Source organism: Bradyrhizobium sp. CCH5-F6 (assembly GCF_001556045.1).
Classification (GTDB): domain Bacteria; phylum Pseudomonadota; class Alphaproteobacteria; order Rhizobiales; family Xanthobacteraceae; genus Bradyrhizobium.
The window spans coordinates 1-22,926 of the sequence record NZ_LSIC01000135.1 but is presented as its reverse complement, the minus strand read 5'-3'; the positions used below and the strand labels follow the sequence as shown (position 1 = coordinate 22,926).

The 22,926-nt window shown below is 60.8% G+C and carries 25 protein-coding genes and 2 pseudogenes; 10 read left to right on the top strand and 17 right to left on the bottom strand.

Annotated elements, in window-relative coordinates; genetic code table 11:
* Positions 1–34: 34 nt before the first annotated feature.
* The 10 genes and pseudogenes from merBA (at position 35) to AX729_RS39940 (ending at position 9,658) form a co-directional block, all read left to right on the top strand.
* Positions 35–2,353, top strand: coding sequence for a bifunctional organomercurial lyase/mercury(II) reductase MerBA (gene merBA / locus AX729_RS24555; RefSeq protein ID WP_057196725.1), 2,319 nt, complete (start codon positions 35–37; stop codon positions 2,351–2,353).
* Positions 2,354–2,583: 230 nt separating this feature from the next.
* Positions 2,584–2,910: a BufA1 family periplasmic bufferin-type metallophore gene (gene bufA1, locus AX729_RS24550; RefSeq protein ID WP_057196726.1), complete on the top strand. Its 327-nt coding sequence runs from the start codon at positions 2,584–2,586 to the stop codon at positions 2,908–2,910.
* Positions 2,911–2,975: 65 nt separating this feature from the next.
* Complete coding sequence (gene bufB, locus AX729_RS24545; protein ID WP_057196727.1) at positions 2,976–3,863, top strand: MNIO family bufferin maturase; 888 nt, start codon at positions 2,976–2,978, stop codon at positions 3,861–3,863.
* Complete coding sequence (locus AX729_RS24540) at positions 3,847–4,632, top strand: HvfC/BufC N-terminal domain-containing protein (protein WP_057196728.1); 786 nt, start codon at positions 3,847–3,849, stop codon at positions 4,630–4,632. The genes bufB and AX729_RS24540 overlap by 17 nt, the downstream gene beginning before the upstream one ends.
* A pseudogene (locus AX729_RS24535) lies at positions 4,629–5,130 on the top strand (DoxX family protein). Before AX729_RS24540 ends, AX729_RS24535 begins: the two are co-directional and overlap by 4 nt.
* 58 nt (positions 5,131–5,188) lie before the next feature.
* On the top strand, positions 5,189–5,815 hold the full coding sequence (locus AX729_RS24530; RefSeq protein ID WP_057196781.1) for a sigma-70 family RNA polymerase sigma factor: 627 nt from the start codon (positions 5,189–5,191) through the stop codon (positions 5,813–5,815).
* Positions 5,812–6,462: a DUF1109 domain-containing protein gene (locus AX729_RS24525; RefSeq protein ID WP_061026836.1), complete on the top strand. Its 651-nt coding sequence runs from the start codon at positions 5,812–5,814 to the stop codon at positions 6,460–6,462. The genes AX729_RS24530 and AX729_RS24525 overlap by 4 nt, the downstream gene beginning before the upstream one ends.
* 140 nt (positions 6,463–6,602) lie before the next feature.
* Positions 6,603–7,151 carry a peroxiredoxin-like family protein gene (locus AX729_RS24520; protein WP_057196782.1) on the top strand — a complete coding sequence of 183 codons (549 nt, stop codon included), beginning with the start codon at positions 6,603–6,605 and terminating at the stop codon, positions 7,149–7,151.
* 82 nt (positions 7,152–7,233) lie between these two features.
* Positions 7,234–8,223 (top strand): Vgb family protein, encoded by a 990-nt coding sequence (locus AX729_RS24515; protein ID WP_197433660.1) that lies wholly within the window; start codon positions 7,234–7,236, stop codon positions 8,221–8,223.
* Positions 8,224–9,283: 1,060 nt separating this feature from the next.
* Positions 9,284–9,658: an anti-sigma factor family protein gene (locus AX729_RS39940; protein WP_156457187.1), complete on the top strand. Its 375-nt coding sequence runs from the start codon at positions 9,284–9,286 to the stop codon at positions 9,656–9,658.
* Positions 9,659–9,827: 169 nt separating this feature from the next.
* Here AX729_RS39940 and AX729_RS24500 read toward each other — a convergent pair whose 3' ends face one another.
* The 17 genes and pseudogenes from AX729_RS24500 to petA all read right to left on the bottom strand — a co-directional run bounded on the left by AX729_RS24500 (position 9,828) and on the right by petA (position 22,414).
* Positions 9,828–10,355, bottom strand: a complete 528-nt coding sequence (locus tag AX729_RS24500) for a hypothetical protein (RefSeq protein ID WP_057196732.1) — start codon at positions 10,353–10,355, stop codon at positions 9,828–9,830.
* A 171-nt stretch (positions 10,356–10,526) separates the two neighbouring features.
* On the bottom strand, positions 10,527–11,396 hold the full coding sequence (locus AX729_RS24495) for a sulfurtransferase (protein ID WP_057196733.1): 870 nt from the start codon (positions 11,394–11,396) through the stop codon (positions 10,527–10,529).
* Positions 11,397–11,539: 143 nt separating this feature from the next.
* The gene (locus AX729_RS24490; protein WP_057196734.1) at positions 11,540–12,277 is read right to left on the bottom strand and encodes a cytochrome c biogenesis CcdA family protein; all 738 of its coding nucleotides are present in this window, start codon (positions 12,275–12,277) and stop codon (positions 11,540–11,542) included.
* A 24-nt stretch (positions 12,278–12,301) separates the two neighbouring features.
* Positions 12,302–13,102: a DsbA family protein gene (locus AX729_RS24485; protein ID WP_230646665.1), complete on the bottom strand. Its 801-nt coding sequence runs from the start codon at positions 13,100–13,102 to the stop codon at positions 12,302–12,304.
* A gap of 17 nt (positions 13,103–13,119) precedes the next feature.
* Positions 13,120–14,076, bottom strand: coding sequence for a cytochrome c oxidase assembly protein (locus tag AX729_RS24480; protein ID WP_057196736.1), 957 nt, complete (start codon positions 14,074–14,076; stop codon positions 13,120–13,122).
* Positions 14,077–14,084: 8 nt separating this feature from the next.
* A complete protein-coding gene (locus tag AX729_RS24475) occupies positions 14,085–14,588 on the bottom strand; it encodes a copper chaperone PCu(A)C (RefSeq protein ID WP_057196737.1) in 504 nt (167 codons plus the stop codon).
* A complete protein-coding gene (locus AX729_RS38875) occupies positions 14,585–15,073 on the bottom strand; it encodes an SCO family protein (RefSeq protein ID WP_197433659.1) in 489 nt (162 codons plus the stop codon). The genes AX729_RS24475 and AX729_RS38875 overlap by 4 nt, the downstream gene beginning before the upstream one ends.
* Positions 15,074–15,263: 190 nt before the next feature.
* Positions 15,264–15,689 (bottom strand): c-type cytochrome, encoded by a 426-nt coding sequence (locus AX729_RS24465; RefSeq protein WP_057196739.1) that lies wholly within the window; start codon positions 15,687–15,689, stop codon positions 15,264–15,266.
* A complete protein-coding gene (locus AX729_RS24460) occupies positions 15,682–16,590 on the bottom strand; it encodes a WD40/YVTN/BNR-like repeat-containing protein (protein ID WP_156402703.1) in 909 nt (302 codons plus the stop codon). The genes AX729_RS24465 and AX729_RS24460 overlap by 8 nt, the downstream gene beginning before the upstream one ends.
* Positions 16,591–16,603: 13 nt before the next feature.
* The gene (locus AX729_RS24455) at positions 16,604–16,873 is read right to left on the bottom strand and encodes a hypothetical protein (RefSeq protein WP_061026833.1); all 270 of its coding nucleotides are present in this window, start codon (positions 16,871–16,873) and stop codon (positions 16,604–16,606) included.
* Positions 16,866–17,294 carry a DUF3329 domain-containing protein gene (locus AX729_RS24450; RefSeq protein ID WP_057196741.1) on the bottom strand — a complete coding sequence of 143 codons (429 nt, stop codon included), beginning with the start codon at positions 17,292–17,294 and terminating at the stop codon, positions 16,866–16,868. Before AX729_RS24450 ends, AX729_RS24455 begins: the two co-directional genes overlap by 8 nt.
* Positions 17,295–17,352: 58 nt before the next feature.
* Positions 17,353–17,958, bottom strand: coding sequence for a TlpA family protein disulfide reductase (locus AX729_RS24445; RefSeq protein ID WP_063817287.1), 606 nt, complete (start codon positions 17,956–17,958; stop codon positions 17,353–17,355).
* Positions 17,955–18,551 (bottom strand): DsbE family thiol:disulfide interchange protein, encoded by a 597-nt coding sequence (locus AX729_RS24440; protein WP_057196742.1) that lies wholly within the window; start codon positions 18,549–18,551, stop codon positions 17,955–17,957. Before AX729_RS24440 ends, AX729_RS24445 begins: the two co-directional genes overlap by 4 nt.
* A 41-nt stretch (positions 18,552–18,592) precedes the next feature.
* Positions 18,593–19,114: a DUF411 domain-containing protein gene (locus AX729_RS24435; RefSeq protein ID WP_082528970.1), complete on the bottom strand. Its 522-nt coding sequence runs from the start codon at positions 19,112–19,114 to the stop codon at positions 18,593–18,595.
* Between the two features lie 43 nt (positions 19,115–19,157).
* Positions 19,158–19,862 (bottom strand): c-type cytochrome, encoded by a 705-nt coding sequence (locus AX729_RS24430; protein WP_057196744.1) that lies wholly within the window; start codon positions 19,860–19,862, stop codon positions 19,158–19,160.
* A 15-nt stretch (positions 19,863–19,877) separates the two neighbouring features.
* Positions 19,878–21,290 (bottom strand): multicopper oxidase family protein, encoded by a 1,413-nt coding sequence (locus AX729_RS24425; protein WP_057196745.1) that lies wholly within the window; start codon positions 21,288–21,290, stop codon positions 19,878–19,880.
* A gap of 597 nt (positions 21,291–21,887) precedes the next feature.
* A pseudogene (gene petA, locus AX729_RS24415) lies at positions 21,888–22,414 on the bottom strand (ubiquinol-cytochrome c reductase iron-sulfur subunit).
* Positions 22,415–22,926 lie beyond the last annotated feature (512 nt).

Genomic DNA, 22,926 nt, shown 5'->3' with positions numbered 1-22,926 from the left:
GCCTTGGGCGGATTTCGGAGGATGGGGCGAACTCATGAGCGAATGCTGCAAATCTGCTTCGGTTCGGGATCAAGAAACGCTTTCCGGTCCTGCCACACTGCCGCAGTTCTCACTGCGACCCGGCGTGACATTTCCCGATTGGTCGCTGGTTACGTCGCAGGCAGCCAGAGATGCGCTGCTGGCCATCAAGGATGTTCTTCAAGTCATGGCGGGATCGAAGAACGCGCTTGATGATTGGAGCGAGAGCGATCGCCTGATCGACCGTATCCGCGTGATACTGATCCAGTTCTACATGGAGCAGCGCCGGGCTCCCATGGTGTGCGAGCTCGCGGAGCGCGCGGCGCTAAGCGAGTCAACCGTCCGCCGGCTGCTTGAACAGCTTCGTGAGCGCGATCTGGTTGTGCTCGAGAACGGGAAAATCGTCGGCGCGTACCCATTCACTGACCGGAACACCGGCCATCATGTCACCCTAAGCAGTGGCACCATTAACGCGATGTGTGCGATTGACGCGCTCGGCGTTGGCGCGATGACGAGGCGCGATGTCACCGTCGCTTCAAGCTGCAGTTATTGCAGTGCGCCGATCCGGATCACGACGCGCGGTCTCGGACGGGAGCTCGCCCGTGTCGACCCAGAGATAGCCGTCGTGTGGCAAAGCGTCCGGTATCACGGCGCATGTGCGGCGGAGTCTCTGTGCCGCGACACCTCGTTCTTCTGTTCCGTGGACCACCTCGCGAAGTGGCGGCGTGAGCGCTGCGCCGACGAGCCCGGAATTCAGCTTCGGATGGACGAAGCGTTACAGATGGCGCGAGCACTGTTTGATCCGATTCTCGCCAATCTCGATGCTGAATCCAGCGCCGACCGCGAAAGCGTATCGCGCGACAAGCCGCATTCGATCCCACCGTTCTCGAAAGCCGCTCCCGAAACGCATCGCTATGACCGCCCCCTGGGGCGCATCGACGGCGGCTATGATCTCGTCGCGGTCGGCGCCGGTTCGGCCGGATTTTCAGCCGCGATCACCGCCGCCGAACAGGGCGCACGCGTTGCTCTTGTCGGTAGCGGAACGATCGGCGGCACCTGTGTCAATGTGGGCTGCGTCCCGTCGAAGACACTGATCCGTGCGGCGGAGCAGCTACACAATACACGCGCGGCCGCCCGCTTTGCCGGGATCAGTGCACAAGCCGCCGTGATCGATTGGCGGGCAACGGTTCACCAGAAGGACACGCTCGTCGCCGAATTGCGTCAGGCCAAATACGTGGACCTGCTTCCGGCTTACCCCAACATCGACTTTCGCCAGGGTCGGGCACGCCTCGTGGAGGATGGGGTGGAGGTCGACGGAATGCATCTTCCTGCCAGCAAGATCATCATTGCAACCGGCGCGCGTCCGGCGATCCCCGCAATCTCCGGCCTTGAGGCCGTGCCATACCTGACCAGTACGACGGCACTCGATCTCGAAAGCTTGCCGCGCTCGCTGCTCGTGGTCGGCGGCGGTTATGTCGGGGCCGAGCTCGCCCAGATGTTCGCGCGTGCCGGCGTGAAAGTGACACTGGTGTGCCGATCCCACCTGCTCCCGGAAGCAGAGCCCGAGATAGGCGCTGCGCTCTCGCGCTATTTCGAGGTTGAGGGAATTAGCGTGATCGCCGGCGTCGGTTACCGCGAGATCCGGAACATCGGAGAAGGCATTTCTCTCAAGGCCACGCGCGACGGGCGAGACATGACAATTGAAGCCGACCAGGTGCTGATTGCGACCGGTCGCACCCCCAATATCGAAGGGCTCGGGTTGCCTGAGTGCGGGATCGCTACCGCCCCAAAGGGAGGAATCGCCGTTGATGAGCACATGCGCACGACCCGGGCCGGCGTCTACGCCGCCGGTGACGTGACTGGTCGCGACCAGTTCGTCTACATGGCCGCCTATGGCGCCAGGCTTGCTGCAATCAATGCTCTAAGAGGCGATCGCCTGAGCTACGACAGTCGCGCGATGCCGGCCATCGTGTTCACCGACCCGCAGGTGGCAAGCGTTGGTCTCACCGAAAAAGCGGCGCGTGATGCAGGGTACGATGTGCGCGTTGCCACGATCGGTCTTGACCAGGTGCCGCGCGCACTGGCCGCCCGCGACACCCGCGGGCTATTCAAGTTGGTATCGGATGCAAGGACCGACCGACTAATAGGCGCACATATCCTGGCGCCGGAGGGCGCCGACAGCATTCAGACCGCTACGCTGGCAATCCGCCAGGGTCTCACCGTCGCAGATCTCGTTGACACCATCTTTCCTTACCTGACGACCGTCGAAGGTCTCAAACTGGCAGCGCTGTCGTTCACCAAGGAAGTTTCCAAATTGTCTTGCTGCGCCACGTAACGCCGAAGGAATTCGTTCGAGTCGTCCGGAAGAACGTCTGTATACCTTACCCATACCCAACGGGTTCCAATCCCGGCCTCGAGATTGCGATCCATTCTCGACGATGTGTTTCCCGGCCGACGTAACCTTTCTTGTCCGTTGACGAATTTTAGGAATAGGCGGGCCAGCTTGGCGCGCCGCAATAGCGACTGCGCGCGGTCGCACACCAACTCGCATTCGGAGGAATGGATATGTCCAATCGCACCCTATCCGCACTCGTCGCCGGAGCCTTTGCCGCAGCCGTAGGATCGCTCGCGGCAACGCCCGCGCCCGCGGCCGATCCAAAAATGGAAAAGATGATGAAGGATGCCGATGCGTCAATTAAGGCCGGCAAGATGGAGAAGTGCTACGGCGTCGCGCTCAAAGCTCAGAACGACTGTGCAGCAGGGGCGGGCACCACCTGCGCCGCGACCGGCACGGTGGATTATCAGGGCAACGCGTTCAAGCTCGTAGCCAAGGGCACGTGCACGACCATGCAGACGCCAAAGGGCCCAGGGAGCCTGACGCCGAAGGCTTGATCGCAGGTCAAATCGGGAAGGCTGCACAGCCGCCTGCCCGCATCTCCCTTTGTCCGGAGGTTACCGTGCTGCTTTCATCTTCTCCCGCAAAGGACCGCATTCCGCCGCGCGGAGGCGTGGGACTCAAGGCCGAGCACTGCCGCACGATCGTCGAGACCTGGCCGGACATCGGCTTCTTCGAGGTTCATGCAGAAAATTACATGGGGGCGGGCGGCCCGCCGCACCGCTATTTGTCTGCTATTCGGGAACACTATCCGCTCTCGCTCCACGGTGTCGGATTGTCGATCGGTGCCGATCGACCGCTTGATAAGGACCACCTTCAACGCCTCAAGCAACTCATCGAACGTTACGAACCAGGCCTGTTCTCAGAGCATCTGGCCTGGTCATCCCATGATGTCGGGTTTTTCAACGATTTGCTGCCTGTGCCGTACACCGCCGAGACGCTCGCGCGCGTCGTCGAACATGTCGAACAGGTGCAGGACTGCCTTGGACGGCAGATGCTGCTGGAGAATCCATCGACGTATATCGCCTTTGCCGAAAGCACCTACTCTGAAATCGACTTCATCGCCGAGGTGGTCCGGCGCACTGGCTGCGGCCTGCTGCTCGACGTCAACAACGTCTACGTCGCCTCGACCAACCAGCAATGGGATCCGTACGCCTATGTCGACGCGTATCCGCTCACGCAGATTCGGGAAATTCACCTCGCCGGCCACACAAAAGACGCCGACGGCAAGGGCCGGCCACTCCTGATTGACACCCATAATCGCCCTGTCGACGAGATCGTGTGGGATCTCTATGACCATACGGTCCGGCTTACGGGTCCCCTTCCCACGTTGATCGAATGGGACGCGGACGTGCCGGCTTGGCCCGTGCTCCAGCAAGAGGCCGAGCGCGCCGAGGCGATCATGCTCGCAACCAAATCGGAGGCCGTGCGTCGTGCGGCAGCTCGCTGAGAGACAACGCGATTTCGCGGCGGCTCTGCTGGATCCAGGGCTTCCGACGCCCCATGGTCTTGTCGATCCAGACGGTGAACCGGATCCGAAGCGGTTCGCCATCTATCGCAACAATGTCGTGGTCAGCCTGATCGAGGCGCTGGCAGACGCATTCCCGGCTGTGCACCGCATAGTCGGCGCCGAGTTCTTTCGCGCCATGGCACGAGTGTATGTCAGGGTCCAGCCGCCGCGCTCGCCAATCATGCTGGATTATGGCGCAGGATTGCCGGATTTCATCCGGAGCTTCGAGCCGGCTGCCGTGCTGCCCTACCTGGAAGACGTTGCACGCATCGAGCGCGCCTGGACGGAGGCTTATCACGCGCCCGAGGCTTCGCCGATCGACCCCAGTGTGTTCAACGCCGTCGCCCCCGACCAGCTGCCCGCGATCCAGCTTGAGCGTCACCCTTCGCTTCGCGTGGTCCGCTCGCAATTTCCGGCGCTGACGATCTGGCAGATGAACGTTGCCGACGGCGTCCCGGCTCCGGTCGATCTGGCCGCCGGCGGCGAGGATGCGCTGATCGTTCGCCCCGCGGCCGTCGTTGAGGTTCGCCTGATCCCCAAGGGCAGCCTGGAATTCATCCGGGCACTGAGCGGCGGAAGACCCGTGCTCGCCGCACTGGGGGCAGCGTTGATCGCAAATCCCCGCTTCGATCTCTCGGCAAACCTCTCCGATCTTATGCGCGCGGGCGCCATCGTCAGCTACAGCCTTGCGCAAGAGAACCCAACATGATCCCGCACGCGACCATCGCAACGATCGAGAACGCCGTCCGCGAGCTTGCGGACTGGCTCGCTCGCGCCGCTCAGGTGGCGGCTCCGCCGATGCTGAGGATCGCACTCGCCGTGCCCTTCTTCAAATCCGGATTGACAAAGTGGGACGGATTTCTCTCGCTTTCACCGGCTGCCGAGTTTCTGTTCGAGGACGAATTCAAGCTGCATATTCTTGGCCAGGCTTACGACTTGCCCTTCCCGACTGCAGTCGCCTACCTCGACGGTCGCAGAGATCGTGCTGCCCGTTCTGCTTGTTATCGGTCTTGCGACCCGCTTTTCGGCGCTGGCTCTCCTGGTCATGACCGGAGTGATCCAGCTCGTGGTGCCAGAGGGGTGGGCGAATTTTCACCTTCCCTGGGCGGGCCTGGCGCTGGCCATTATTGCGCTCGGCCCCGGAGCGCTCTCCCTCGACCATTTGCTTGAGCGGCTGCCTCGACCCTGGGTGCACGGAGGAACCTGATGCCGGCGAGGCGTTGGTCAGCGTCATGTCTGCGCCGGGCCCACCGGAGTGCTGGGCCATGACGCACGACTCTCGCAACCCTGGACCGTCGCTCAGGCTCGTCGGAAAGGACGACAGCGGCCCGCACCCAACAGGCTCGGTCGCCAGGGATGTCGACTGGTCCATCCTGATGGCCCGTGCCCAGGAAGGGGATCGAGCCGCCTATCACCGGCTGCTGCAGGAAATCACGCCGTATTTGCGTTCTCTTGCGGCGCGGCGGCACCATGACCCCAGCGATGTCGAGGATTCGGTTCAGGACGTTCTTTTGACCGTCCATTCGATCCGGCAGACCTACGATCCAGCCCGGCCCTTCGCGCCGTGGCTGGTCGCAATCGCCAACCGGCGTTTCATTGATCGGCTGCGCCGTCAGGGCCGCAGCAGAGAAATACCTTTGACCGCCGAGCATGAAACCTTTTGCGAGCCTGCAGCGAACTTCGAAGAGAGACCGGACGAGCGAGCGCTCGAGGGCATGGTCGATCACCTCCCTCCTGCCCAGCAGAATGCGCTCCGGTTGCTCAAGCTCAAGGAGTTGTCATTAAAGGAGGCGGCAGCATTGAGCGGCATGTCCGTCACGTCCCTCAAGGTGAACGCCCATCGCGCGCTGAAGAGCCTGCGGAGAAAGCTGCTCGATCGGAGCGAACCGTGATCAAGACACCCGATCTCATTGCTTCCCTAGCGGCAAATGCCCCGCCGGTCATGCGGGCGGCATGCTGGCTCCTGCTTGCAGCGGTCGTCCTGACGCTGCTGGCCGTCAACCAGGGGATTCGCCCCGACCTGGTCCAGCGGCTGCAGGAGCCAGCCTTTGTCGTCGGCATGGCGGCCGCGGCTCTGACAGGCGTACTCGCCGCCATCGCGGCCTTCCTGGTCAGCCTCCCCGACCGGTCACGGCTCTGGCTCCTGCTGCCGATCCCCGCGCTGATCCTGTGGCTTTCGAACGTCGGCTATCAGTGCCTAACGCAATGGGTTGCGATCGGACCTGACGGCATAAGCCTTGGCGAAGCCGCGCGTTGCTTCGCCACGCTCGTGCTCACCAGCCTGCCCTTATCGCTCGCGATGCTGGTGATGCTGCGCTACGCCGCGCCGCTCCGCCCCACCGCCGTCGCCTTCATGGGCAGCCTGGCCGTCGCCGCGATCACGGCGACGGCGCTGTCGCTATTCCACGTCATCGATGCGACCGTGATGATCCTGTTGTGGAACTTCGGCACGGCGGTGCTGTTTGTTGGGCTCGCGGGCGTGTTCGGCCGGAAAATGTTCCGATGGGTGGCGCCGCGAACGCTTTATGCAAAGGACTAAGCTCATTGGCGCCGCAATCGCGCGAGCTCCGCGAGCTGCAGCCCTTCGCCGAGTAAATAGTCACGCAAGAACCCAAGCGGGCTCACAAGCCGCAAGGCTCTGCCCTCGCGGCCTTGAACACCTTGAAAAGGATGACCAACATGACAAGTCCCGTGCCACTGTTTCCACGGCAGCCTGTACCGCCGCTCCACGTCGAGATTGCCTCCGCCGGCTCCTTTGACCTTGCAGGCGAGAAGCCGGCGCAGTTCACGCTTGTCGTGTTCTACCGCGGCTTGCATTGCCCAATTTGCAAGACCCAGCTGCGGGAACTGGAATCAAAGCTTGACGAGTTCGACAGGCGCCGGGTCGCCGTGGCGGCGATCTCATCCGACACGAAAGAACGGGCATTGCAGACCAGAGAAACCTGGGGATTGACGCGGCTGCGCATCGGGTACGGCCTCGACCTCGCTCTTGCGCGCCGCTGGGGATTGTTCATTTCGTCCGGGCGCGGAATGACGTCCACCGGTGTCGAAGAGCCCGCGCGCTTCTCTGAACCGGCGCTTTATTTGATACGGCCGGATGGCACGCTCTACTTCGGCAGTGTCCAGACCATGCCATTCGCGCGCCCGCATTTCTCCGATATTCTGGCGGCCATCGACTATGTCCTCAAGAACAACTACCCGGCCCGCGGTGAAGCCACGGACGTGTAGAGAAGCTGATTTCACGCCGACCCGGCAGGGCGGCCTCGTGAGATCGCGCCTCGGCGCGAGGCCCTCCTAGACGGAGAAGGCCATGAGAATTGCTTTCGCTTGGTTCTTGCCGACGGTGGCCCTCCAGTTGGCTGCGGGACCGATTCCTGCTGCTGCCCACACGATCACCGAGTTCGTTCTAGCTACTGCCGCCAGCCGTCCCTCCGCAATTACGAGAGGACCGGACGGTGCGCTGTGGTTCACCGAGGCGGCGGGCCGGATCGGGCGAATTACCACCGATGGCGAGCTCACCGAGTTTCCGATCAAGGGGGGCGGCGTCGTGAATGCCATTACAACGGGACCAGACGGCGCGCTGTGGTTCACTAACTTTACCTCGAAGAAGATCGGGCGCATTCCGGCGACGGCCACGGCTGAAAATCTGCTGGTCGTCGAATTCGCGGTCCCCGGGCCGGCTGGACCGCTTGGCATCACGAGCGGGAAAGACGGCGCCTTGTGGTTCACCGATGGAGCTGGCGGCAAGATCGGACGGATCACGACGACCGGCGAGGTCACCGAATTCGCCGTCATCCCGATGAAGGCTCGCGCGATCACGGCCGGACCAGACGGCGCACTGTGGTTCACGGATGCTCGTGACAAAATCGGGCGGATGACGACGGAAGGCACGGTCACCGAGTTCACGATCCCGACGGAGAACAGTGGCCCCGAAGGCATAACGAGGGGGCCAGATGGCGCGGTGTGGTTCACCGAATCCCTCAGCGGCAAGATCGGACGAATTACCACCGACGGCAAAATCACCGAATTCGCGCTTCCCGATCCCAATGCGCAGCCGTTCGGGATCACAACGGGACCGGACGGCGCCTTGTGGTTTACTGAGGCCAGTTGCGTTCGCAAGCGAGGTTCGCGCTGTGTGATCGGCAACAAGATCGGCCGGATCACGACGACCGGCCTGGTCAGCGAATTTGCGGTCCCCTCGGACGGTAGCGGACCCCACAGCATCACGGCTGGACCAGACGGCGCTCTATGGTTCACAGAGTACTACGGGAGCAGAGTCGGACGCCTGGTGCTTCCCTGATCGTCACAACGGCGTGCAATGTCGTGAACTCTCGCTGCGAGCCCGTTTGCGGTCTGCGGCGGGCTCAGCCACTAGAGCTGAGCTGTACTGCGCCTACCCGGCCGCGGGTCGTGCGCCGCAGCAATGCGCCTGCAAGAAAGCCGCACGTGCCAATAGCCCACATGCATTGAGACGAAGGTCCGGGCGTGTTTGCCTTGACCGAGAGCGAGATTCGCTGGAAAAATGCTCAGATGAGCGAACGTTTCGATCGACCCTAGTACGGCGATGATGAGACCGGGCCAAAACGCAAGACGAAAGCTCGTGGATCCTGCAGACGGAATCCCAGACAGCAGGATACGGGCGCCAGCCCCATCACCATGGTGCCGCTGATCGTAGTCGCCGCGATGATCGCGGATCCCACTCTGTCGTCAGCGTAAACAATCAGCAGCGGCAGATTCCCAACGATCGCGACAGCCATGATCGCGATACGGCCCCGCGTCAGGTTACAATGGCCGGATTTCAAAACCTTGGGTCGTAGTCCAGGCGGTCAGCTTCGCCACACTCGTGAACGTTGATCGATTATCGAACCGCCCAACATGCGAGGCAACTTGAGCTAGTCACTCCATCTTTTTGCTTGCGACTGTAGCTGCGCTACCGCAGCCAGCGACGCGAACCAGCAGATTCTCACCCTCGCTTGCGCAACAGGCGGCACATGCTGCCAGTCGCGAGGGCATCTTGAGGTAGCCACTAACTCTGCGGCTCTTCCTCCCGCTCCCGACCGCAGCGTTCTGCCACCAAAGGAAATGGCTGAGCGGGCGGAATAGTCGCACCCTTCCGGTGTTGATCCTTATGCTCCGACAACGACCTCGGCGGGATCGTCCAATGAATGCCTTCCGCCGCAACCTCGAACCTCTTATCCCGGCAGTCGGCCGCTACTCTCCAGCGCTGACTCGCACGGTGAGATCGCAAATGGTTTCGTTCTGGACAGCCTTGAGTTGGCGGCGCGCTCCGGACGACTGTTTGTCGGGGCCAATTCCCAGAGGTGCGCTGCCGACGTTCAACGGAATCGGGGACCACGATGATGACTGAGCGCAACATCCCTGTCACGGAAGACGAACTGCATGCCTATGTAGACAATGAACTATCTGCAAAACGCCGCGAGGCGGTGCGTGCATGGCTCGCTTCGCATCCCTGTGATGCCGAGCGTGTTTGCGCATGGCGTGCGTTAGGCGCCGAGTTGCATCGGCGCTATGGCGGCGTTGCAAGCGAGCCCGTGCCACATCGGCTCGCTCTGGACCATCTGGTGGAGCCTCGCCTGCACAGTCGTATCGGCCCGGTCGCGGCTGCACTGCTGGCGTTCATTATCGGCACCAGCGCAGGATGGGCAATTCATCAGGCGTGTGCGGTCGAGGTAAGCTCTATCGAGGGACTCCCGCTGTCGGCAATGAGAACGTGATGCGTCTGAGCGGTCGTCGCTCTGTGCGACGAGCAGCGAAGCGTGCACGTCAGCACCCCCGAGTTTCTCACGCACTCGGACCTTGCGATTCGCCAACTGCTTTCCGCCACGCCTTAGCCTAGACTGTGCGACGGCGGCGATATGAGACCTGATATGCTCAATACGCCGCTTAGCTCTCGTATTCGATCGCACCGGTGTGGCGGTCGACCTTCAGTCTTTGCACAAGCGAGTTGTCGAGGGTGACGATGTCAGCGGTGATGTTGGCGTCGTCGCTTTTGACGTCTCCGATTTTGAGGCGCTTGTTGTCGAGGCGATTGAGCTGCATGTCGAGGTAGCCGCGCACGTCATCGATCGACAAGTTCATGACGGGCGTGACGCGGGAGCCGAATAGTGCGCCCATACCAGATCTCGCTCCGCCTCCTCCCATCATGTCTCGGTCCATCATCATGCCACCGGCGCTCGAGCCCATCATGCCACCACCCATCATTCCGCCGCCCATGCGCTGATCCATCATACCGGAACCCATGTTGCCCATGCGGTCACGCATCATACTCATGCACTGTGCGTGGTCCGACGCCCCGTGCATCATGCCCCGTTCCATACTGCTCTCCATGCCCTGAGCGTGCACTGTGCCCGCTGCGGTCATGGCCAGCGTGAGCCCAGCCGCGGCTGCGAAAAGAATGCTGATCCTGCGCATTTGTTTGTCCTCCTGTCGGTTCCACTCGGAACCACTTGGCTTCAAGCCTCGGTTCAACTCCTAACCCAGTGATAGAGATCGGGCGATATCGCCACTTCCTTCAGAGCCTCGTATATATTCTCGCCGACGCGCGCTCGTCTGCGCAGCGGATGGGCTGGGCCACTCCACATGTCAGGCAGCTTTCTGGCTTCCCTCCTCGGGACCTCTCGCAACGGGAGCGCGGACCCTGTTGCCCCACTCGGTCCACGAACCGTCGTAGTTCTTCACGTCGTCGTAGCCCAGCAGGTACTTCAGCGCGAACCAAGTGTGGCTGGAGCGTTCGCCGATGCGGCAGTACGCGATCGTGGGCCTGCCCACACTTACTCCCTTTCCTTCATATAGTGCTGCGAGTTCGTCCGGCGACTTGAAGGTACCGTCATCGTTGCAAGCCATTCCCCACGGAATGCTTTTCGCACCCGGGATGTGCCCGCCGCGTTGACAGGTCTCGGGCAAACCGGGCGGTGATAGGATCTTGCCTGTGAACTCGTCAGTGCTTCGCACATCGACAAGCGTGTGACTATTGTTCTCGAAGGCCTGTTGAACCTCGGGCAGAAGCGCTCTGAGCGAGTTGTTGGGTTCTGTGGCACGATAGCTTGCCCTCGCAACTGTAGGCGCCTGCATCGTGATTTCGCGTCCTTCGGCCAACCATTTCTTGCGTCCGCCGTTCATCAGCCGCACGTCCTGATGGCCATAGATCTTCATCTGCCAGAGTGCCCACGCGGCAAACCAGTTATTGTTGTCACCGTAGAGGATCACCGATGTGTCGTTGCCGATACCGGAATCGGCCATGAGCGTCTCGAAGGCATCCTTTGGTATGATGTCGCGCTCCAACGTGTCACACAGTTGCGTCGTCCAATTCCAGGCTAAGGCGTCTTTTATGTGCCCTTGATCATAGGCTGCGGTGTCCACATCCACCTCGACCAGGCGGACGCCGGGATCGGTGCCGTGTTCCGCGACCCACGCAGTTTCGACGAGCATTTCCGGATGTGCATATTGAGCCATGAGTATTCTCCTGTTGTGCTTGCATTGGCATCACGGCGATAGCCGCGCCTCCACCGCAGGCCGCGCCATCACCTTGACGTGTCCCCCTGCCCCAAAAGCTATGCACCTGTCTGATCTCCTCGATATGTTGCTCAGCCAACTTTTCATCCGATTGTCGACAGCGCTGGAAAGGCCTCCAGCAGCCAGATGGAAAAGTTTGACAAATATCCAGTGATCATGGCGACGCCCATGACGATCATCACGCCGCCCGCAAACAGCTGAAGAATGTAACCAATTCGGCCGATTGACCTGAGCCGTGCCAAGAGGCCGTCGGTAAAGGCGGCTGCAAGCAAAAACGGCACTCCCAGCCCAAATGAATAAATGGCGAGGAAGGCGATGCCCTTGCCGATCGTGGCCGACGCAGCGCTGACCGTGAGGATCGTTCCAAGCATCGGACCGATGCACGGCGTCCAACCGAAGGCAAACGCTGCGCCCAGGACATAGGTGGCAAGCGGCCGCCCGCGAGGAAGGCTCACATCGATCCGGAGGTCTCGTTGCAGCCAAGAAGGGCGCACAAGTCCGACTGTGAATAGTCCAAACGCAATGACGATTGCGCCGCCAGCCAGGTTCAGCTCATAGCGATAGGAATTGAGCGCCTGGCCAAGAGCAGTAGCACTCGCGCCGAGAATGACGAAGACGGTCGCAAACCCCAGAACGAAAAAGGCACTGAGAGTAATAGCTTGAGCGCGCGCGACCAACGAGTTGGGTTTTGATTGTGAGACGGATTGACCCGCAATATAGGATACATAGCCGGGAACGAGCGGCAGTACGCATGGAGACAGGAACGAAACGAGTCCTGCGGCAAATGCGGCGGCGATTGCGTTGGCCGTTAATTCTGTCATAGCTGAACTCTTGCAAGATTCCGGCTATTGTCGATGATCTCGCACCTCGCGAATCCATGTCTGCAGCGTGTTGAGGTCCGTTGCGCCGCGAAGAATCTGAGTGCCAATTACAAATCCTGGCGTCCCGTTGATACGCAGCGCTTGGGCAAGTCCGAGATTTTTCTCAATGGAGGCCCGGATCTTCGGGTCATCCATGTCGGCCTTGAGACGGCCCAAGTCCAAGCCGACCGAGGCAGCCACGTCCAGGGTCTTGCCTTGATCAACCGTGCCGCGCACCTGATAGAGGGCACGGTGAAAGGCAACGTACTTGCCCTGCCTATCGGCCGCGAGTGCAGCCTTGGCTGCAAAGGTCGAGTTTGGCCCAAGAATGGGGAACTCCTTGTAGACGATCCTCAGCTGAGGATCGTTCTCCTCAGCCTTCGTGACCACTGGCGCCACTTGGCGGCAGTAGGGACAGTTGTAGTCGAAGAACTCGACAACGGTGACATCGCCATTGGGATTGCCGCCAACCGGACTGTCGGGATCGCGGAACACTTCATCCGCTCGAGCCTGCAGAACTTTCTGGGCCTCCGTCTGCTCCGCTGCCCGAGCCCGCGCTTCCAGTTGATTCACCGACTGCACTATGATCTCAGGGTGCGCCATGACATAGTCATGCACCCGCCGATCAAATTCGTCCTGCAGCATCTCCGCTCCGTTGCCGAAGAGAGACGATCTTAGCGATCGGAAGCCGGGATCGAATGCAAACCAGGCGCCGAAGACACCGAGGACGAGGAGCACCAGCAGCATCCGTCCGGTGGTGCGGGAGATTCGAGGTTTGCTATCCATGTCCATACCCCCGCGTCTCAAGGGTGACCATTTGAGCGGTCTTCCGGCGATGTGAATGAGGCGCGCGCGCTCACATCCGCCTTAACCTTCTGAAGGTATCCAATGATATCCCGCCGGGCGCTGGCATCCGGCACGCGAACAGGCATTCTAGCGCCGGCAATGAACTTGCGGGGATCGGCGAGCCAGCGATCGAGGTTGGCTGCGGACCATGTCAGCCCTGCGCCAGCAAGGGCGGGCGAGTACTTGTATCCGGTTGCCGCTCCGGCCTTTCGATCAAGAACGCCGCCGAGCATCGGACCTGCCTTGTTGCTGTCGATCGCATGACAGGCGGCACATCGCTCGCCGAAGAGTCGTTGCCCTCGAACCGGGTCGGGTTCGGCGGCGACGGCAAACCGGGAGAGGTCTTTGGCGCTATCGGGATTTACAGAGCGAAAGAACGTGTAGGAGAGCGTGATCGTGTCGATGTTGCGCGTCTCCGAGTCAGATGCCATGTCGGGATCGACAAAGAAGACGACGGGCATGTCGACCTTCTGGTGAGCATTGAGCCGCTCTTCGTCGAAGCAAAAGCATTGGATCTTGTTGAAGTAGATTCCGGTCGTCGGCGGCGTCACGTTGAAGGTTGCGTGTCCGACGATTGCCTGGTCGGTCAGATTCTCGGCCGTAAAGAATACCAGCTGTTGCTCTCCGAGATGGACCTTCACCTCCTGCTGAAGCGGCTCGAACCGCCAAGGCAGCCCCAGCGCAACATTGCTGTCGAACCGAACGGTAATCACGCGATTTGACACTTTTCCGGAATCCGTTTCCGCTCTCTGTGTTGTTCCGCCAAACCCGGTCGCCGCGCAGAACCAACGGTAAAATGTCGGCGAATAGGCAACAAGGACGAGCATGACGCTGATCGCCAAGAGGCACGGCACAACGATCCTCAGATGAGTGCGCTGCCGTGGATTGAGTGAAATTCGAAAGCGCTTGAGCATGGGATCAACTATTTGGCCATGTCGCCGTGGCGGTGCGTCATTCCGGGCGTATCTTCAGCTTGCATGGCGCCGACCTTGGCGATGGGGACGGTCACCTCTCGCGTGCCCGCCTTTTCGAAATTCAACGTCAACGGAAAGGTTTGCCCCTCCTTGAGCGGCTGCTTTAGTCCGACCACCATGATGTGCAGGCCTCCCGGACTGAAAGTGACCCTGGCTCGAGGCGCGACTTCAACCGTGCGCATCTCACGCATGCGGGACACGCCGTTTTCCTCGCTGGCGCTGTGAAATTGGATCTGGTCCGCGACCGGCGTCGTCGCGCTAAGCAGGTTATCGCCAGAGCCGCCATTGTTAATCAGGGTCAGATAGACAACGCCGCTTTTCGCCCCGGTGGGTGTCGCGCGCGCCCACGGACGCTCAACGACGATCGTGTTTTGACCTGACGTTTGCGCATACGCCTGGCCGCCAAACAATAATTGCAGCAGCAGGATCGGAATCAGACGGGTGTACTTCATTCGAATCTCCATCCTCGCACCGAGCCACTCATTTCCTTGCGCAGCCAGGCTGCGATCGCATCCCCGCCCTCGTTGCCCTCGATGACGTTGACGAATTTTCCCTGAGGATCCATCAGGTAGAGGTATGCGCTATGCGAGACGAGATAGTCATTGCCGCTGCGTTCTGTCTTATCCAGAGCAACGTACACGCGGTACTCCTTGGTCACGCTGTCGATCTGCGCCTGGGTTCCAGTCAGCCCAAGGATCCGTGGATCAAAAGACTGCAGATAGTCGGCCATGACGTCACGTGTGTCGCGCTGCGGATCCACCGTGATGAACAATGGTTGAAGCCGACTTGTATCCGTGCCGAATTTCTCAAGAGCGACGCTGACGTTAGCAAGCGCTGTCGGGCACAGGTCGGGGCAAAACGTGTAGCCAAAGAATATGAGGAGCCACTTTCCGCGGAAGCTTTGATCGGTGACGCTCTCGCCTTTGGGGCCCGCCAATGGCGGGGGTTCCGGTTCTGACCGCCTTGCCAACGATCGCCTGCCCCGACGTGGGTGCCCTCGGCACGGGACTCGTGACGAGCAGAGCCCCAACGAGCGCGAGACCTCCAGTAGCCGCGAGTGCAAGAATTGAAATCAGTAGTGTGTATGTCGACTTCATCGTCAGCTCTCTAGAGCCGTTGACGTGGCGCTATGGCTCGTCAGACGGAAAAGGGTGGCCTTGGCTCTCTTCCAACTGAAATTGAGTTTGCTCCGGTGTCCAAAATGTCTTCAGATACGTGATCACCGCACGAATCTGCTCTGGCGACAGTTCGCTACCGAAGTCGGGCATAGTCAGTTTTTTGGTCTTATTGAATGGATCTCGCCAGCCCTTGCTCACCATCTCGTACAGCTCTGCATCGGAATGCCGCCATGTGTGCCCTTCCGCATTGTGCGGCGGCGCCGGGAGCTCTCCCTGCGCGTCACGCTTCTGCCAATTCGGTGCACCCTCGGCATTGGCGCCGTGGCACGACGCGCAATATTGCTGATAGAGCGCATGCCCGTCTGTCAGCTCTGTCCCGCGAGCACCCGCTTGGCTTGCCAACCCGAACATTACCGCCACCACAATTCTATGCATTCACCTGCGTCCATGTGCCGCCCTGATCTTCGCTCTTGTACAGACGTCCCTTCGCGTTGATGACGAACAGATCGCCGGAAGGTGTGACGACAATTCCGATAACGTCGGCGCTCGGCGACTTCAGTTCGTCCCAGTCCTCTCCGCCGTCACCACTGCGAAACAGTCCTTGCACGGTCGCTGCATAAACATGATCGGGCTGTTTCGGATCGTAACCAACGCTGTATGCTTGTCCGCCGAGCTTTCCTGCGTCCTGCCAGAGACAGAAACAATCCATGACGCGACGGACGCCGTTCGCGGTTGCCGCAAACAGCCAGCCCGTTTGCATGCTGCCCTCCATGTTGGAGTGGATCAGGTGCCGTAGACCCTGTTGCGACGCGCGCTCCATCAGGCGCCACGATTTCCCGGCGTCCTGACTGCGGTAAACGCCTTGATCCCTGAGGACGGCATACACTGTCTCTGCCTGCGTGGTATGCGCGGCAACTGCGATGACATCTCGACTGGGCAGGCCCTCGTTGCGTTCGATCCAGGTTGCGCCGTCATCGTCGGTCCGCAGCAGGCCCACTCCCGGTCCAGCAAGATAGAGAACGCCTTTCGCTACCGGAGAGGCCGCCAGACTCGAAATCCGGCCGCTCTCAGCCGGTGCAACCCTGACTTTCTGCCAGCTCCCGCCGCCGTCGGCGCTGCGATAAAGCGCTCGCCCGCCGGCCTTCCAAAGGGATTGGGCCGCAACATCATAGGCCAATGCTACAATGTTGCCATCATGTTGATCCGCCCAAACGCTCTGGGAAAGTCCGGTGAGGACCAGCAGCCCGATCAGCAGCGCCACCGCGCCTACGCTACGCAAGCCTGTCATTTCTTCTCCATTTGGTTCGATCTGGCGGGCGCAATCTTGGTTCGCCACTGCGCAATCTCCGTCATTCCTTATGATCGGGCTGCGACGGTTCGTTCCTCCGCCACTGCTCGTTGGGGCGACTGTTGCCCGTCATGCCATTGCAGTGATCCATCATTTGGCTCATCTGCTTCATCATACCCATCATGCCGCCCCCGTCGCTGTCTCCCATCATCCCACGACCCATCATCGAGCCGGATGAGCGGTGATTGTCGTCCGCATAGAGGGCAGGACCAGCGATGACGCCCCCAGCGAGAACGGACGCGAATGCGAGCGCTAGTGTGGATTTACGCATGGGAGTTGCTCCTCTCTCTCGACTGAACCTGTTTCACTTCTGCCGTTGGCTCCTCAATAGCCGTGCCACGGCAGCAGCTTGCCCCAGCAACCGACGCATTGTTCGTGGCGGAAGTCAGTGGGGAGGCTGATGTCGTCGCGTCCGCCTCATCGCGAGAGGCTGCCGACTGCTTTTGGCCGCGGCACATCATGCAGTAGCCGAGGCCGCACATGATGAGGCAAGGGAGCGTGCTCAAGATGATCGGCGCAAGACCGGCTGCGACCAGCCACCCCCAGCCGCCGAAGTAAAGGCCGAGACCAACGGCCACAACCGCCAGGGCGACGAGGGTCCAGCGATTTCGCAGATAGTGACGAGCCGCGTAAAGCGGATCGCGCGCGAGTGATGCGTCGGTCGCGGTGGTGGTGGAATGAGGTGCAGTCATCAGCGTTTCTCCATGTGATTTACTGTCGTTAGTGGTTTCACCTTCCGAAATGTCGATCTCACGTCTGGCACGTCGAGGTGGTTGGCTTCGCTTCCGCCTGGGACAGCGTCGCAGCGCCCCCAGAAGTCACGCACCTGATAAATGCAACCATCTGAGGTGCATCCCACTCGGCAGGCCCGATCAAACGGCCGATCTCGTGGCCTTCGCGGTCGATCAGCAGTGTCGTCGGAATACCAACCGTGCCGAGTTCTCGTGTGGCATTACCCGAAGTGTCTCGATAGAGGCCGAGCTTTTGGATTCCGACCTCGGCATAGAACTTGCGCACTACGTCCATGCCGCGATCTATGGACAGCGGCACCACTTCGAAATCGCGGGGTTCGAACAGGGCCTGCAATCGATCGAGCGCCGGCATTTCTTTGCGGCAGGGGATGCACCACGTCGCCCAAACGTTGAGGAGGACAACCTTGCCATGGAAATCAGCCAGGCTGCGTACCTTGCCTTGCGCGTCCTCGAACTGGATCGAAGCGATCGGCTTGGGGGCCGCATGCATGACAAACGTCTTGCCGTCCTGTGCCATCGCTACCGTTGTCCAGGCTGCAGCGACCAACGCTGCCGCGAGGCGGACTCGAACAAGTTGCAAGATCGTTTTCTTTGTGCGGATCATTGCTGTTGAAGCCTTCGGATAAGAGGGAGAAGTTTCTCCTCCAAGACGTGCGGCGTCACCGCGCCGATGTGCTTGTAGGCAATGTGGCCGTCCTTGGTAATGACGAACGTTTCGGGGACACCGTAGACGCCCCAATCGATGGCGACGCGCCCACTGATATCGGCACCGGTGTGCGTGTAAGGATCGCCCATGGTATTGAGCCATCTGGCTGCGTTGTCCGGCTGGTCCTTGCAGTTGAGACCATGGATGGGAACGATGCCATCGGCCTTCACTTGCATGAAGATCGGATGCTCTTCGCGGCACGCGACACACCACGATGCAAAGACGTTGACGAGCGAAACCTCACCCCGCAGATCCTCGCTCGATAGGCCGAGGGTACGCCCCTTGACTGGTGGCAAGCGGAATTGCGGGACGGGTTTTCCTATCAACACCGAAGGGATGGTGCCTGGATTGCGGGTCATGCCCCAGGCAAGCGCAACGACCAAAATCAAAAACACCCCGAGCGGAAGCCAAAAGACCAGCCGCCATCGTTGCAGTGGTCTGCTCCGCAGGTCAGAATTGGCTGTCGTCGTCAGTATCTCTTCGATGGCCATGGCTTCCTCGATCGTCAGAGCAGCCGACGCATCATTCTGATCTACTCAACCGAGAAGACCTTTGCGGGCGCGCTGTCTTTGGGAATTTCGTATACGGTGAAAGGTCCTCTCTTCGGGCCAGTCATGCCTGGTGTGCCCGTCGGCATGCCCGGAAGCGAAACGCCGATGATGTCGGGATGCTCGGAAAGCAGTTTATTGAGCGTCTTCACTGGAACGTGGCCTTCGACCGCATACTGGTCGATGACCATCACGTGACAGCCTTCGAGACGCTGCGGAACGCGCAATTGCTTTCTGATCGCCGAAAGATCCTGCTTTGCATCCACCGCGATGTCGAACCCGTTGCTATGCAGATACTTGGCGTATTCCAGACAGCAATCGCAGTTCGGATTCCGGTAGAGAGTGGCGCTGGGCCTGTTCGCGGCGAGCACCGGTCCAGTTACCGGTTGCTGATCCGTCGATGCGCCGCCGGGCGTTCTTGTTTGCCCCGTATAAATTCCTGCTGCCGCGCCGAGACCGGAAAGCGCCAGCAACGCTGTTATGATCATCATCGTTCTGCGGTTCATCCTGTAGTCTCCATGATTGAGTGAGTTCGAGTCGGTCTTGGCCTCAGCACTTTTCCTCGATCGATCGTCCAATCTCGGCCGGATCGGAGAACACCAGCGATCCTCGGTCGCCTTGCATGCCGGCTGGGAGCAACACCGGTTTTCCCTTCGGGCCGGTTGGTCCGGAGTCGACCTTGAGGCGCAGATTAAGCTCCCAGAACGGACGCTCCTTGCCGTCTGCCGTGCTCACGAAGAATGTGCCGTGGCAATGCCGAACCGCGGTAACCCGCGCTTCAGGACCGGCGTTCTCAAGCGGTTCGGGGGCCTGTCCACGCGCCTCTTCGGCCGGAATCAGTCCTTGTGCAACGACGGACTTCGCACCGTTCGGCGCCATCGCAAGCTTGAGGAAGGCGATCAGATCGTTCCGCTGCTTATCGTCCTGAATCCCACGAAACGTCATGTACGTGCCAGGAACGAACGCCTTCGGATCGGCAAGCCAGGCGTAGAGCGACGCTTCCTCCCAGACGAAATCCTGCCTCGTTTTGAGCGCGTTCGAATATCGCGCGAAATCTGCTACCGAAGCCGGTTTCTTGCCCCAGAGGCCAGCAAGACTTGGCCCCGTCAGATGCAGATTGGGCTCGAGGGAGTGGCAGGCCGCGCATGCGCCGTAGATCATCGCGCCCCGTTGCGGATTGCCGTCTGCATGCGCGCGTTCGAGCGCGGCCGAAGTAAGGACTGCGATGATGGTAAGGGCATATGGTGCCTTCATCGAATCTCTCCGCACCTAGGCCACGCGAATAACGGCCATCATTCCCCCCTCCTGGTGGTCGAGGATGTGGCAGTGAAACATCCAGTCGCCCGGGTTGTCGGCAACGAACGCGATGTCGGCTTGCTCCCGCGGCGGGATCAGGACGGTATCCAGCCACTCGCGGTAGCGCGTCGGCCTGCCGTTGCGGGCGATGACGCGGAACGAGTGACCGTGGAGGTGGACGGGATGATACCAAGCGGTGTCGTTGCGCACGGCGAGAACGTATGAGCGGCCGCGCGACAGCGTAAGCATCGGCGCCAGATTGTGGCCGGTCGCGGCGACGCCGTTGATCGACCATCCCATCCCGCCCATGCCGCCGCTCATGCCCATCATCATGCCGCGGCCACCCATCATCCCGCCTTGCAGGACCGCGCTGTGCCTTTCGGCATTGACGAGGTCCGGCTCCGGCATCGTGTTCGCGCGCATGCGAGCCGGCGGATCGAGCGGGCGCTCTCGCAGGCGCGGCTCTCCGCTGTAGACGAGGTCGACCAGCCTGTACGCGCGCCCTTCGTAGAAGGTATCGCGCACGAAGGCTTTACTGTCGGGCTCGCCGTTCATCTCCAGCACAATGTCCGCCCGCATGGCAGGTCCCAACACAATCTGACCTTTCGGAGGTTCGTGCGGCTCGATCGGCTGACCGTCGAGCGCAATGATCACCGGTCGATGTTTCCGAAACTCGAGTCCGAAAATCCGTGCGGGTGAGGCATTGATGAGCCGAAGGCGCAGTCGCTCGCCGGCGCGGACCTGAAATGTCTCGGGGACGCGGCCGTTGATGGTGACGGTGTTGCCGATCCGACCCGCCATCGTCGCTTCCATACGGTTGCCGAAGTCGTCGACGATTGACGCATCGCGGTTCAGTCGCCAGTCACCGAGGACCCAGACCACATCACGGTCGACCTCTACCGGTTCGGCTTCCTCAATGATCAACACGCCCGCAAGCCCTCGGCCGACCTGCTCTGCGCTATGGTGATGCGGGTGGTACCAATAGGTCCCCGCATCTGGACATTCGAATTCGTAGGCGAATGTTTCACCAGGCCCGATCGGCTTCTGGGTCAAGAATGGAACCCCATCCATGCCGTTGGGGACCCGCACTCCATGCCAATGGATCGTCGTCGCCTGGGGCAGCTGATTATCGAGAACGACGCGCAAGCGCTCGCCCTGCCGAATGCGAATCTCGGGGCCCGGAACGCTGGCGTTGTAAGACCAAACATCGGTGTCATTGTAAGGAGCGCCAACGAGCTGCAGTCGTTTCGGCCTGGCCGCAAGCGCGAGTTCCCGACCGGGCATGGCAGCGCCTCGGCTGCCGCCCGAAAATGCGACGGCGGCAAGAGCCGAGCTGCCAACAAGAAACGTCCGGCGGTCAATTTTCAGGTCACGAAGGAAGGACATCTGTCGCCATCCTGTGCATTGGAGCGTGACTGCGTGCAGCTCTTGAGGAGCGGCATGCATCTCCGGTGCGAGCACGCACACGATGTGTCATTGCACCGCACGCATGCTCGTGGGCTACGTCGCTCGCTGGCGACGCGCCTCAGCTCAGGATGGTAGGTCTAGGAGGATAAGGATCGGGAGGAATGGTCCGCCCCACCCTATGGGACACGGCGATAGATCCCTGCACCGTTTCGGGCGACCGATCAGCAGCCACGGTTCCGGGCAAAACGGCCACTATGCCACTGCAACTGATCGAACACGTGGCAGCCGGCATCCCCGCCTTGCTGCCCTCGCAGTCGCCGCATTTGCCGGAGGAATGCATATCGCTCGACATCACGACCGCCGCTTTGCCCTGGTCAGGCGAAGCGAACATACGGCCGGTGCCCGGTCCCAGCGTGAGGGCCAAGGTCAACAGGATCGCAGCAATTCGACGGCCCATGTCGAGCATGGATAGATAGATAACAGCTCGCTTGGCGAATTGCCAGTCTCGCATCGTGCCTCTCAGAGCCTGATGGTCAATTCGGGTTGAGGCACCTCGATCCGAGGGGGAACCTTGGTTCAGCCAATCCGGATTTGGGTATCTGACAGAATTCGTAGGGAGGCAGATAGAGATTCTTGGGCGCCGGTCCACGGCGGACTCGCCCGGCGGCATCGTACTGCGAGCCGTGGCAGGGGCAGAACCAACCATCGTAATCGCCCTGATTGGGCAGCGGGATGCAGCCGAGATGGGTGCAAATGCCGATGACAACGACCTAGGCATCATGCCCCGGCTTCACGCGCTCCGTATCCGGCGCAGGATCGATCAGGTTATGCCAGTCGACGCGACGAGCCCCGTCTATGTCTTTCTGGCCGCGATGAAAGATGAAGATCGGCTTGCTGCGCCAGAACACCTTGATGATCTGGCCCTCCGCGATGGGCGACAGGTCAACCTCGATCGGTGCGCCGGCCGCGACCGTCGAGGCGTCCGGGTTCATTTGCGAGATCAGCGGAACCAGCGTGACAGCCGCGCCGACGCTTCCTGCCGCCGCTGTCGCGACGTAGAGAAAATCGCGTCGAGAGGGCTCGGCTGGCGAAATCGCGCTCATGTGTCAGTCTCTCATCCACGCGCCTTTATAAGTGTAATGCCGTTGCAGCATTGGGCCCGTGCGGCAACTTGTCGTTCCAGCGCTGGAATCGCCTCGCAAAGATTCGACCGGCCGTCTGTCGATCACTACGATGAGCGCGATGGAACCAGCATCATGCTCAGGCAAAGCCGGGCTGTTGGGACCGGTTAGTTGGGAGCAAATCGATGCCGGTCGTCATTCAAGATCGGACGAGTCTCCTGCTGCGGCGCCCGCCACGAACGCATCCGTATGCCGGCGTCGGTGATGGCGCTCCAGGCCGATATTATGATTTCAAGCTGCAACCCGATCTGATTGCAACCGTTCTCGAGGACTTCGCTCCCCACTCTGGCGAGGCAGGGGTGCAAAGGTTTTTGCCTTGCTGCGCCACGTCAACAGGCCAAACGCCCTGTTTGAGACCACGGATTGTGGACTGACGCAAACGCTCTACCGGTCGAAAAACAGCGCATTTCCGGTTAAGTCGGGCTGGGTGGGAG